The 12283-nt window shown below is 65.6% G+C and carries 13 protein-coding genes; 8 read left to right on the top strand and 5 right to left on the bottom strand.

Translation table 11 applies throughout. The features are described from left to right. Positions 1-8: 8 nt before the first annotated feature. Together O5K31_RS02645 and O5K31_RS02640 are read left to right on the top strand one after the other, a co-directional pair. Positions 9-827, top strand: coding sequence for a UDP-2,3-diacylglucosamine diphosphatase (locus O5K31_RS02645; protein WP_269715588.1), 819 nt, complete (start codon positions 9-11; stop codon positions 825-827). After that, a complete protein-coding gene (locus O5K31_RS02640) occupies positions 827-1939 on the top strand; it encodes a glycosyltransferase family 4 protein (protein WP_269715587.1) in 1113 nt (370 codons plus the stop codon). The genes O5K31_RS02645 and O5K31_RS02640 overlap by 1 nt, the downstream gene beginning before the upstream one ends. Here the strand turns inward: O5K31_RS02640 and O5K31_RS02635 are convergent. From O5K31_RS02635 to phnC, 4 genes are all read right to left on the bottom strand, one after another. Beyond that, complete coding sequence (locus O5K31_RS02635) at positions 1936-3231, bottom strand: hemolysin family protein (RefSeq protein ID WP_269715586.1); 1296 nt, start codon at positions 3229-3231, stop codon at positions 1936-1938. The genes O5K31_RS02640 and O5K31_RS02635 overlap by 4 nt on opposite strands. A gap of 116 nt (positions 3232-3347) precedes the next feature. Beyond that, positions 3348-4151, bottom strand: a complete 804-nt coding sequence (phnE, locus tag O5K31_RS02630) for a phosphonate ABC transporter, permease protein PhnE (protein ID WP_269715585.1) — start codon at positions 4149-4151, stop codon at positions 3348-3350. Positions 4152-4153: 2 nt separating this feature from the next. Next, positions 4154-5164, bottom strand: a complete 1011-nt coding sequence (gene phnD, locus O5K31_RS02625) for a phosphate/phosphite/phosphonate ABC transporter substrate-binding protein (RefSeq protein WP_269715584.1) — start codon at positions 5162-5164, stop codon at positions 4154-4156. Further along, positions 5161-5952 (bottom strand): phosphonate ABC transporter ATP-binding protein, encoded by a 792-nt coding sequence (phnC, locus tag O5K31_RS02620; protein WP_269715583.1) that lies wholly within the window; start codon positions 5950-5952, stop codon positions 5161-5163. The genes phnD and phnC overlap by 4 nt, the downstream gene beginning before the upstream one ends. A gap of 357 nt (positions 5953-6309) precedes the next feature. Between phnC and O5K31_RS02615 the strand changes: the two genes are divergently transcribed. From O5K31_RS02615 to O5K31_RS02590, 6 genes are all read left to right on the top strand, one after another. Then, positions 6310-7566: a type III PLP-dependent enzyme gene (locus O5K31_RS02615; protein WP_269715582.1), complete on the top strand. Its 1257-nt coding sequence runs from the start codon at positions 6310-6312 to the stop codon at positions 7564-7566. Positions 7567-7766: 200 nt separating this feature from the next. Further along, on the top strand, positions 7767-8819 hold the full coding sequence (locus O5K31_RS02610) for a 1,9-bis(guanidino)-5-aza-nonane synthase (protein WP_269715581.1): 1053 nt from the start codon (positions 7767-7769) through the stop codon (positions 8817-8819). Positions 8820-8876: 57 nt separating this feature from the next. Further along, on the top strand, positions 8877-9647 hold the full coding sequence (locus O5K31_RS02605; protein ID WP_269715580.1) for an acid phosphatase: 771 nt from the start codon (positions 8877-8879) through the stop codon (positions 9645-9647). A gap of 50 nt (positions 9648-9697) precedes the next feature. Beyond that, complete coding sequence (locus tag O5K31_RS02600) at positions 9698-9865, top strand: hypothetical protein (protein WP_269715579.1); 168 nt, start codon at positions 9698-9700, stop codon at positions 9863-9865. A 47-nt stretch (positions 9866-9912) separates the two neighbouring features. Further along, complete coding sequence (locus O5K31_RS02595; RefSeq protein WP_269715578.1) at positions 9913-10386, top strand: Fur family transcriptional regulator; 474 nt, start codon at positions 9913-9915, stop codon at positions 10384-10386. Positions 10387-10416: 30 nt separating this feature from the next. Continuing rightward, on the top strand, positions 10417-11352 hold the full coding sequence (locus O5K31_RS02590; RefSeq protein ID WP_269715577.1) for a thioesterase family protein: 936 nt from the start codon (positions 10417-10419) through the stop codon (positions 11350-11352). On the opposite strand, the gene O5K31_RS02585 is transcribed toward O5K31_RS02590, so the two are convergent. Then, the gene (locus tag O5K31_RS02585; RefSeq protein ID WP_269715576.1) at positions 11349-12245 is read right to left on the bottom strand and encodes an alpha/beta fold hydrolase; all 897 of its coding nucleotides are present in this window, start codon (positions 12243-12245) and stop codon (positions 11349-11351) included. The genes O5K31_RS02590 and O5K31_RS02585 overlap by 4 nt on opposite strands. Between the last annotated feature and the right edge of the window lie 38 nt (positions 12246-12283).

Below are 12283 nucleotides of genomic sequence, written 5' to 3'. Positions count from 1 at the left end.
TTTCAGTCATGAGCGTTGAGTCGATCCGCAGCTTCCGTAGCGTTTTCATCTCCGACATCCACCTGGGCACGCGCGGCTGCCAGGCCGAGTTGCTGCTGGACTTCATCAAACAGATCGAATGCGACAAGCTCTACCTCGTCGGCGACATCATCGACGGCTGGAAGCTGCGCAGCGGCTGGCACTGGCCCCAGGCCCACAATGACGTCATCCAGAAGATCCTGCGCATGGCCCGCAAGGGCTGCGAGGTGATCTATGTGCCCGGCAACCATGACGAGGGGGTCCGCGACTTCTGCGGCGTCCACTTCGGCGGGGTGGTGGTGCAGCGCGAGGCCATTCACGAAACCGCAGACGGGCGGCGCTTCCTGGTGGTCCACGGCGACGAGTTCGATGGTGTGGTGCAGCACGCCAGATGGCTCGCCTTCGTCGGCGATTGGTCCTATAGGACGATTTTGATGCTGAACACCGTCGCAAATCGCCTGAGAAGGCGGATGGGGCTCGGCTACTGGAGCTTGTCGGCCTATCTGAAGGTCAAGGTGAAGAACGCGCTGCAGTTCATCGAAAACTTCGAGTCCGCCGTCGCTGAAGAAGCGCGACGTCGCGGAGTCGACGGCGTGATCTGTGGCCATATTCACAAGGCCGAGATGCGCGACATCGACGGCATCACCTATATCAACGACGGCGACTGGGTCGAAAGCTGCACGGCGCTCGTTGAGCATGCCGACGGACGGCTGGAGATTCTGGAGTGGGCCAAGGAGCGTTCGTGGTCGATGATCGACCGTAAGACGCCACGCGCCCTTTCGCCCGTCCCGGAGACGATCGCCGCCTGATGAGGATTCTGCTCGCCACCGACGCCTGGGAGCCGCAGGTCAACGGCGTCGTGCGCACCCTCACCCGCGTTATGGCCGAGCTCAAGGCCATGGGTCACGAGGTCGAGGTGGTGAGCCCCGATCAGTTCCCAACCGTCCCCATGCCCACCTATCCGGAGATCAAGCTGGCTCTGGGGGCGTACGAGCCGGTGCAGGAAAAGTTCAAGTCCTTCGAGCCCGAGGCGATTCACATCGCCACCGAGGGTCCGATCGGGCTGGCGGCGCGGCGTATATGCCTGGAATGGCGACTGCCCTTCACCACCAGCTACCACACCCGCTTTCCCGAATATGTCTCGGCGCGCCTGCCCCTGCCCCAGCCCTTGGCCCTGGGCGCCGGCTACGCCTACATGCGCTGGTTCCACAAGCCGTCGGGCCGGCTGATGGTGGCGACGCCCACCATGCGCGACGAGCTGATCACACATGGCTTCCGCAACATCTCGCCCTGGTCTCGCGGGGTGGACGTCGATGTCTTCCGGCCCCGCAAGAAGGGCGATCCTGACGTCTTCGAGGGCCTGGCTCGTCCGATCTTCCTTAATGTCGGCCGGGTGGCGGTGGAGAAGAACATCGAGGCCTTCGCGGCCCTGGATCTGCCCGGCACCAAGGTGATCGTCGGCGACGGACCGCAGCGTGAAGAGCTGGCCGAACAATATCCCGACGTGGTGTTCACCGGCGCCAAGTTCGGCGACGAACTGGCCCAGGCCTTCGCCTGCGCCGACGTCTTCGTCTTCCCGTCCCTGACCGACACCTTCGGCCTGGTGATCCTGGAAGCCATGGCGGCCGGCGTGCCCGTGGCCGCATTCTCGGCCCCTGGTCCGATAGACATCATCCCGGGTTCGGGATGCGGGGTGCTGGCGGAGGGCTATGACGGCGACCTGCGCCAGGCCTGCCTCGACTGCCTGGAACTGGATCGCAAGGCGGTGCGCGCCTTCGCCGAGAAGTATTCCTGGCGCGCCTGCGCGGAGGAATTCCTGCAGAATCTGCAGCCCTATCCCGAGCCCGAAAAAACGCGCTTCTGGCGCCGGTTGCGCCGACTGGCCCGCCTGCGTCGCGGAACAGCCGGCAAGGCGGCCTAGGCCCGGGGCTTGGCGGTCCGCAGGATCAGCTTGTCGATCCGCGAGCCGTCCATATCAACGATCTCCACATCAAAGGCGCCGAGTTCCAGGATTTCGCCCTCGCGCGGGATGCGGCCCAGGCGGTCCAGAACAAGACCGGCCACGGTGTGATAGTCCCCCTCGACCTCGAACTGCTCGCCCAGGATCTCGTTCAACTCCTCCAGGCTCAGGCGGGCGTCGACGAGCCATGAGCCGTCCTCGCGGCGGATCATTCGGCCATCGACCTCGTCATGCGCTTCGGGGAAGTCGCCGGCGATCATCTCAAGCAGGTCCAGCGGGGTGATCACCCCCTGCAGCGAGCCGAACTCGTCCACCACCAGCGCCAGATGCAGGTGCGTGCTCTTGAACAGGGCCAAGGCGCGCAGCAGCGACATGCTCTCAGGGATGGCGACCGGCTGCTGAACCAAGGCGGCAAGGTCCAGCGCCCCGCCTGTCAGCAGGGCGTCGGCGAGATCTTTCTTGAGCACCACCCCCACGTCGCCGTCGAGGTCGGAGCCATGAGCCACGACGATGCGCGAATAGGGGCACTGGCGGATCTCGGCCAGGGTCTCGGCCTGGGTGTCGGCGAGGGAGACCCAGAAGATGTCGCGGCGCGGCGTCATCGCGACCCGCACCTGACGATCGCCCAAACGCAAAACTTCCTGGATCATCGAGCGCTCTTCCGGTTCGATCAGGCCCGCGTCGGCCCCCTCGGCCAGGACGGTCTCGACCTCTTCGGAGGTGATGTTGTTGGTCCGCTCGTCCCGCACGCCCAACAGGCGCAGAACGCCGGCGGTGGACGAGGTCAGCAGGGTCACGAAGGGCCGCATCGCCGCAGCCATGAGCGCAAGCGGCGGCGCCATGCGACGGGCGATGGCCTCGGGATGGATCAGGGCCAGGCGCTTGGGCGCCAGTTCGCCGAACACCAGCGAGACATAGGTGATGGCCACGACCACCACGGCGGTGGCGATGATCTCCGAATAGGGGCCGACCACCGGAAACTGTTCGAGCCAGGCATCGAACGCCCCAGCGATGGTGGCTTGTCCGTAGGCGCCGGCCAGGATGCCGATCAGGGTGATGCCCACCTGCACGGCCGACAGGAACCGCGTCGGGTTTTCCGCCATGGCGAGCGCGATCTTGGCGCCCTTGTCGCCTCGATCCGCGAGGGTCTGCAGCCGTGCGCGGCGGGATGAGACCACCGCCAGTTCGGACATGGCGAAAACCCCGTTCAGGAGAACGAGGAAAAGGACGATAGCGATGGCGAGTAGTGTCATGGCCTCTGAAGGCTGAGCGACGTCCGGCCAGGAGCGGCGGACGAACCCGACTTGCTTTCAAGGCGCGGGCGGGCCTTGCGCGACTATAGACGCAAGGCCCGCGAAGTTTGAAGGCGTTACAGCAGACGCCCGCGGATCGCCTGGGACAGAAGGTCAATCAGGCTGACCGCGGCCACGATCACCACCGCGATGGCGGCGACATTGGCGTAGGAAAAGCTGTTGAGGTTATCGAACAGCACCTGACCGATGCCGCCGGCGCCGATCAGGCCCAGCACGGTCGCCGCGCGGCTGTTCGATTCAAAGCGATAGAGAGCATAAGAGGTCCACAGGGGAGCCACCTGCGGGATCACCCCCCAAACGATCTCCTGCAGGGGCGCGGCGCCGGTGGCGCGCACGCCCTCGACCGGGCCCTTGTCGATGGACTCGACGGCTTCGGAGAACAGCTTGCCCAGGACGCCGCCGGTGTTCAGGGCCAGGGCCATCACCCCCGCGAACGGGCCCAGGCCCACGGCGACGATGAACACCGTGCCGATGACCAGATCGGGCACCGACCGCAGCACGTCCATCAGGCGACGAACCGGATGGCGAATCCACGGCGGCGAGATATTGCGCGCGCCGGCCAGACCGAGCGGCACCGCCGCCAGCACCGCGATCCCCGTGCCCCAGAGGGCGATCTGGATCGTCAGCCACATCTGGGCGACGTAGAGCTTCCATTGGCTGAAGTCGGGCTTCAGGAACTCCGACCCGAACTGGCGCATGTTCTCCGAATTGGAGAACAGCATCGGCAGCTTCTTCATCTCGGCCGGGCCGAAGCTGATGATCAGCAGGACCAGAATCCCGCCCCAGACCAGATAGTCGAAGATGCGGTCGGAGAAGGCGCGGACGGGCGGCTTGAGATGGGCTGTATCGACGGCGGTCATGCTTATTCCGCCGCCTTGCCGGTCTTGGCTTCAAGCGCGGCGCGCTCGGCGCGCACGGCGTCCAGGGCCTTCTTGGCCTCCGCGATCTTGGCCGCGTCCTTCTCGTTCTCCGCCACGGCCAGGGCGCCCGTCGCCTCCATCTCGCGGACGGGGATCAGGTGCGTGTTGTCGGCGGGTACGAAGCCGCCGATGGATAGCTTGCGCAGATTGGCGCGCTGGCGCTCGGCGTCGGGGCCTTCGCCCTTCCCGTAAGTCAGCATGAACTGGCGCACCTTTTCCTTCACCGCGGGGTCGAGGTCCTTGCGCCAGACGATCGGGTCCTCGGGCAGCTTGGGCGATTCCCAGATGACGCGGATCTGATTGGCGGCGCTTTCGCCGCGCTCCCGGTTCAGGCGGATGGAGGTGGAGTTGTTGGTCGCCACGTCCAGGACCCCTTTGGCGACGGCGAAGAGGTTGGCCTGGTGGTTGGCCGCGCGGACGGTCTTGAAGCACCGCTCCGGCTTGATGGCCTGGGGCGAGAACAGATAGGTCATTGGGGCCAGGGTGCCCGAGGTCGACTTGGCGTCGCCGATGCCGAAGTCCAAGGTCTTGTCGCACTTCAGCACGTCTTCCAGCGTCGTCTTGCTGGAGGCTGGAACGATCAGCACGGACTTGTATCCGTCGGCGCCCGACGGATCGAAGGTGCGGGCGAAGACTTCGCCGTTGGAGCGGCGCACGGCCTCAAGGCCCGACTGGTTCGAGAACCAGGCCACGTCCGTCTGCTTGAAGCGCATGGCCTCGATCAGGGAGGTGTAGTTGGACTGGAAGAACGGCTTGATCTTGTAACCGGTAGCCTTCTCCATGTCGGCCAGGATCGGGCCCCACTCGGTCTGCAGACCCTGGGCGTTCTCGACCGCCAGGATCGAGAAGTTGACGGTGGTCGGGCCGCCGGCGCCCGGATCGGGCTTGCCGCAACCGGAAAGGCCGATCATCGCCGCCAGAGCGGCGCCGGCGAGAATGCTGCGTCGGATCATTGCGGGGCTCCTTCCCAGAACACGTCTTCGAATTCCGGGCCGTAGATGTCGATAAGAGTCTTGCGGTCGAGGCCGCTCGCCGGTCCGTCATAGACCTTCTGCCCGGCCTTGAGGGCGACCACGCGGTCGCAGTAGCGCAGGGCGTAATCGACCTGGTGCAGGGTGACGACGACTGTGAGGCCGTCGGTCTTGTTCAGGTCGCGCAGCAGTTCCATCACCTTGCGCGCCGAAACCGGGTCCAGCGAGGCCACCGGCTCGTCGGCCAGGATGATCTTGGCCTTCTGGACCAAGGCTCGGGCGATGGCGGCGCGCTGCTGCTGGCCGCCAGACAGGGTGTTGGCGCGCTGGGCGGCGTAGTCGGCGACTCCGACCCGTGCGAGGGCGGCCATGGCCGCGTTCTTGGTCTCGGCCGGCCAACGGCCGAGCAGACCCCGCCAGAAGGGGATGCGCCCCAGCGAACCGAGCGCCACATTGGTGAACAGGCTCAGCCGGCCCACCAGATTGAACTGCTGGAAGATGAAGCCGATGCGGATGCGCGTGTGGCGCACGTCGTCCGCCACCTTGCCCTTGGCCTGGATCTTGGCGCCAAAGGCCTCGATACGGCCGTCGCCCGCGTCGATCGTCTGCAGACCGCTGATCGAGCGCAGCAGGGTGGATTTACCTGACCCCGAGGGGCCGATGAGGGCGATCATCTCACCCCGCGCGACGTCCAGCGAAACCCCGCCAAGGGCTTTGCGCGCGCCGAAGGTCTTGGCGACCTGACGGATTGAAAGAACGGCGTCCGACAATGGAGCACTCCCTAGTTCGAACCCCGTTAGCACGGACTCCCCGCCGGATAGGAAGGGGCGGGCCAAACTTTTACGATAATTCAGCCCTGCGACACATTTTCCACCTGCGATTTCGCGTCGGAAAATGGCCTTGAAGCCCCGTTGAGAAAATCTCGTGAATCGCCCGTGGAAGCCCTGGCGCGCCTGATGTCAGGCCCCTACGAGTTTTGTGACAAAGGTCGCGCTAACCCTGTCTGAGAATCCGTTCTTTACATCCCGATTAAATGACCCTATCTGCCACCGCTCCGGCGGACCCGAAGTCCTAACAAGCGCTGCTAACGCCGGCCTAGGTTCAACAATCAATGGGGGTTACGTGAATTGCACACGTACCATAAGCCCCTGGACCTGGTCCGCGAGCGGTCCCCGGAACGTCCTGTCGCCCTTGCGCGACCGGACGCGGTGGCAGTAGCGGCGCACTGGTTCCAGACGAACTTTAAAGGCGATGTCTTTTATGCGGTGAAGGCCAATCCTTCGCCGTGGGTGATCCGCGAGCTCGCGGCCGCCGGCGTGAACTCCTTTGATGTGGCCTCGGTCCCCGAGATCGAGCTGGTGGCGGAACACGCCCCTGGCGGCCGCATGGCGTTCATGCATCCGGTCAAGAGCCGCCGCGCCATCGCGGCCGCATACAGCGACCACGGGGTGCGGACCTTCGCACTGGATACGCACGAGGAGCTCGAGAAGATTCTCGAGGCCACGGGCGGCGCCAAGGATCTAAACCTCATCGTGCGTCTCGGCGTCGCCGCCGAAGGCGCGTCCTATTCGCTGTCGGGCAAGTTCGGCGTCGACCTGCATCAGGCTCCGGCTCTGCTGCTGGCCGCGCGTCAGGCGACCCAGGACCTGATGGGCGTCTCCTTCCACGTGGGTTCGCAGTGCATGCGTCCGACCGCCTATCAGGCGGCGATGTCGCAGGCCTCGCGCGCCTTGGTCCGCGCCGGCGTGTTCGCCGACGTGGTCGATGTGGGCGGCGGCTTCCCGTCGGTCTATCCGGGCATGATTCCGCCCGACATGGCCGAGTACACGGCGTCCATCGAGCGCGGCTTCGCCGACATGATGGTCCACGAGACCACCGAACTGTGGTGCGAGCCCGGCCGGGCCCTGGTGGCGGAAGCCTCCTCCCTGCTGGTCAAGGTCGAGCTGAAGAAGGGCGACGCCCTTTATCTGAACGACGGCTCGTATGGTTCGATGTTCGACGCGGCCCACTTCAAGTGGCCTTTCCCGGTTAAGGCCTATCAGGCCGACGGCTCGGGCGAGTTGAGCGGCGAGTTGAAGCCGTTCCGCTTCTACGGCCCGACCTGCGACTCCATCGATCACATGCCTGGGCCGTTCTGGCTGCCCGAAGGCGTGAACGAGGGCGACTACATCGAGATCGGCATGCTCGGCGCGTACGGCGTCGCCATGGCCACCCGCTTCAACGGCTACGGCGACAGCGACGCGGCCATTGTGCGGGACGCCCCCATGGCGTCGATGTTCGGTCTGGCCCGGCGTTCGATCCCGACCCCCAAGGTCGAGACCGAAACCAACATCGTCCGCCTGTCTCGTCCCAAGGGCGGGCGCAAGCAACGCCGCAAGCGCTGAGACGCCTTACCCGGGTGTTATGCGGAAGGGCGAAGTGAAAGCTTCGCCCTTTTCGCTTTCAGGGCGTTGGACGGAAGCGCTTAAAAAATATCGCAAACCGTCTATATAGCGCGGTCCATAGAACACCCCTCGCCGGTCGCTCCGTCCTGGCGTTTGAAACGGGTCACGACGGGCGCTCACTTTCAGAGGATCCTCTGGCCATGAACGCTCCCGTTCCGAACACCAAAGCCGAGCTGCTGCAGAAAACCGTCGAGCACGTGGACATCACGTCCTACGACGCCCGTCCGATCATCGACTCCATGCGCAAGATGTCGTTCTCGTCGCGTGATACCGCACGCGCCGCCGACATCTTCAACATGGCGCTGGAAGACAAGGACTGCTCGCCGTGGCTGATCCTGGCGGGCTCCACCTCGGCGGGCGGCTGCATGCACGTCTACCGTGACATGGTGAAGTTCGGGATGATCGACGCCATCGTCGCCACCGGCGCGTCGATCGTCGACATGGATTTCTTCGAGGCCCTGGGCTTCAAGCACTATCAGGCCAGCGGCCCGGTGGACGACAACGTCCTGCGGGACAACTACATCGACCGCATCTACGACACCTACATCGACGAAGAAGAACTGCAGGCCTGCGACCACACGATCCTGGAGATCGCCAATCGCCTGGAGCCGCGCGGCTATTCCAGCCGTGAGTTCATCTGGGAGATGGGCAAGTGGCTGTCGGAAGGCAACGCCAAGAAGCCCGGCTCGCTGATCCAGACCGCCTATGAAGAAGGCGTGCCGATCTTCTGTCCGGCCTTCGTCGACTCGTCGGCCGGCTTCGGCCTAGTGAAGCACCAGAAGGAGCGCGCCGCCGCCGGCAAGCCCTATCTGATGCTCGACGCGATCGCCGACTTCCGCGAGCTGACCGACATCAAGATCGCGGCTGGCACCACCGGCCTGTTCATGGTCGGCGGCGGCGTGCCCAAGAACTTCGCCCAGGACACCGTGGTCTGCGCCGAAATCCTCGGCGTCGAGGCAGAGATGCACAAGTATGCGGTCCAGATCACCGTGGCCGACGTGCGCGATGGCGCCTGCTCGTCCTCGACGCTCAAGGAGGCCGCTTCCTGGGGCAAGGTGTCGACGACCTACGAGCAGATGGTCTTCGCCGAAGCCACCACGGTCGTGCCGCTGATCGGTTCGGACGCCTATCACCGCGGCGCCTGGAAGGCCCGCACCAAGCCGCGCTGGGCCAAGCTGTTCGGCAAGGATTGATCTGCGAAGCTTTTGTGACAAAGGTCCCCCGGAACACCGTTCCGGGGGATTTTTGTTATGCGTCTCTTATTCGCCGCCGCCTTCAGCCTTGTCGCCAGTGTGGCGCTCTCCGCTTCGAAGGATGCCCCCAAGGGCTACCTGCCGGCCGGCGCGCTCGACACCACCATCATTGTTCCCCCTGCTCCGGTCGCCGGCACGACGCGCTATGAGGCCGATCGCACCATTTTCCTGTCGACCCGCTCGTTAAAGGACGGACCCCGCTGGGCGCTCGCGCTCAAGGACGACAATTACGAGGGCCTGATGGGGGCCTTTTCGTGCGCCGTCGGCTTCACCCCGGACGAGAAGTCCACCCCGGCCTTGATCCGGATCATGCATCGCATGGAGCCCGATCTGGACGCCGCCGTGCGGGCGGCCAAGACGCTGTATCAGCGCCAGCGCCCCTTTATGATCGACGACGGTGAGATCTGCCTGGCAAAGACCGACGCCTTGAGGAAAAGCCCGGACTACCCGTCGGGCCACGGCACGCTTGGGTGGGTCGCCAGCCTGATCCTGGCCGAGGCGGCGCCTGAGCGGGCCAGCCAGATTGTGCAACGCGGGCGCGCCTTCGGAGAAAGCCGCATCGTTTGCGGCGTCCACAACGCCAGCGCCATCGAGGCGTCCCGTATCACCGGCAGCGCCCTAGTCGCCCGCCTCCACGGCGAGGCGCAGTTCCGCAAGGATATGGACCTGGCCCGCGCCGAGGTCGTCAAAGCCCGCACGACGGCCGCGAAGCCCGATCCGGCCGCCTGCGAAGCCGAGGCCGCCCTGATCGCCAAACCGCCCTTCTGACGGAACCCGGGGGCGTGGCGGGGCTTGTCCTTTAACAAAGGAGAGTCCCCATGTCCGACCAGCCGCAAAGCGAAGGCCGCAAGCAGAACGCAGCCCAGCCCCTGGGGGAACGCTCAGGTCTCATCTCCGACAAGAAGACCGATCAGATCGGCAAGCACGAACAGAAGACCGCGGGCCCTGACGGCGGGGACGCGCGCGAGACCACCAAGGGTCGTTAACGCCCGGGTCGCTTGCGCGGGCGCATCCTGCGTTCTACCTGAAGGGTATGGGATGTGCGCATGAGCATGATCATCCGGGCCTGGCGGGAAAACCGCTGGCCGCGGAGATGGCGGCGGCCGAAGCGCGGTGCATCCGCGCCGAGCAAAGACTGACTCCGCCGCGCCGAAGGGTGCTGGAGCTGTTGCTGGAAGCCGGTCAGCCGGTGAAGGCTTACGACCTGATCAGCGCCTTCGGGACGGATGGCCAGGCCGCAAAGCCGCCAACGGTCTATCGGGCGCTGGAGTTCCTGGAGAAGCTGGGCTTCGCGCACCGCATCGAAAGCCTGAACGCCTATGTGGCGTGCAAGCATGGAGAGGCGGTCCATTCGGCTGCTTTCCTGATCTGCGACTGCTGCGGGGTCACCCAGGAGATCGACCCGGTGGTCGGCGGCGCCATCGAGGCGGCGGGGGCCGCCGCGGGCTACAGCATCGGTTCGGTGACCATCGAGGCGCACGGCATGTGTGCGGCGTGCCGCGCCTGAGACGACAATAATAATCCGGGGGATGAGGCCGTGAGCGAGCAGACGGGCGTGGAAGTCTGGCGCGGGGGCGTCAACACCTGGGAATGCGACGAGATGGGGCACATGAACGTGCGCTTCTACGTCGCGAAGGCCATGGAATGTGTGGCCGGTCTCGCCGCCGAACTGGGCATGCCTGGCGCCTTCACACCGCATACGAACGCGACCCTGGTGGTCCGCGACATCCATGTGCGCTTCCTGCGCGAAGCTCATGCGGGCGCCATGCTGTCGGCCGAGGCCGGCGTGCTAGATATCGCCGAGGACAGCCTGTGCGCCTTGCTGATCATGCGGCACGCGGATGGCCAGCCAGCTGCGACCTGTCAGGTCAATCTCAGCCACGCGACCGCCCGCGACGGCCTGCCCTTCCCTTGGCCGGCCAAGGTTCTGGAGCAAGCGCAGCGGCTGCGGGTAAATCTTCCCGACATCGCCAAGGCCCGAAGCGTCGATCTTTCGCCCTTCGAAAGCGCTGCCAGCCTGGAGGCGGCTCATCGCCTGGGCCTGCTGCGTATCGGTCTGGGCGTGATCTCGCCCCAGGACTGCGACGTGTTCGGCCGCATGCGTCCGGACGTCTATATCGGCCGGATCTCGGACGGGGTGAACGGCTTGGTCGAACCCCTGCGCGACATCGTCGCCAGCCATGCCGAACCGAGACCCACAAGGGTCGGCGGGGCCGCGCTGGAGTTTCATCTGGTGTTCCTGGACTGGCCGCGGGCCGGCGCGCGCTACGAACTGCGGTCGGGGGTCATGACGGCGGACGCCAAGACCTTTCACTTGATCCACTGGATGGTCGATCCCGACACCGGCCGCCCGTGGGGCACGGCGAAGGCCGTGGCCACCGCCTTCGACCTCGACGCGCGCAAGATCGTTCCGATCGGCCCGGAAGCGTCAAAGGCTCTGGCCGCCCGTTTCACGCCCGGTCTGAGCCGCTAGGCAGTCGCCGCCAGCAGGGCTTCGCGCACCAGCTCGGGGCGCTCCATGGCGATGAAGTGGCTCGTGCCGGCGATGGTGCTGAGGCTGATATTCGGCTTGCGAGCCAGCAGGGGCGAGGTCTCGACGAGACTGCAGGTCGAGTTGCGTTCGGCGCGGAGGATGCGGGTCGGAACGCCGATCCGGCGCAGGGCGCCCCAGCTGTTGTGGCCCTGGGCGGCGTAGTTTGAGGCTTCCCAAGCTGGCTTACAGGCCAGCTTCAGATCGCCCTCGCCGGTGGGGATCAGGCCGTCTTCGAGATAGTCACGCAGCATCTGGTCCGACCAGGTCTTGAACGCGCCGCGCCCGTGATAGCCGGCGAAGGCCGTCTCGCGGTCTGGGAATCGATCACGACGACGTACGGTGGCTACGGCCAGGGGAAACCCTTTCAAGGCCGCGGCCGCCGCACCAGGCAATTGCGCGGCCCACCACGCGGCGCGCGGCGTCACCACCGGATCAAACAGCACCAGACCCCGCGCCACGCCGGGATGCTTGGCCGCCGCCAACAAGCTGGCCGTGCCGCCCATGGAATGCCCCGCCAGAACCGGCGGTGGTCCGTCCAGCGTCTCCAGCAGGGCCAGGAGATCGTCCCGCAGGTCGTTCCACGACGCACGGGGCGTCTGCTTCAGCGGCAGGTTCGTATGACCATGGCCGCGCTGATCAACCGCCAGAATCCGCAGGGTCTTCAGCGGCCCCAGGATCGACCGGTAGGTCATGGCGTTAAAGCCATTGGCGTTGAGGAAGACGACATCGATGGGCCTGTCCGCCGGCCCGAACTCCAGGGCGGCCATCGCCCCGCCGGCCACGGTGATGGTACGCCGCTGGAACTCGGTCTCGCTTGCGGCGGTTTGGGCCATGGGTGCAGTCTCCAAAAGAAACGCGCTCTTACACCGGG

The organism is Caulobacter sp. NIBR2454 (genome assembly GCF_027474405.1).
Classification (GTDB): Bacteria; Pseudomonadota; Alphaproteobacteria; order Caulobacterales; family Caulobacteraceae; genus Caulobacter.
Note: the sequence above shows the minus strand (reverse complement) of the source record. Positions and strands in the feature narration are given on the sequence as shown.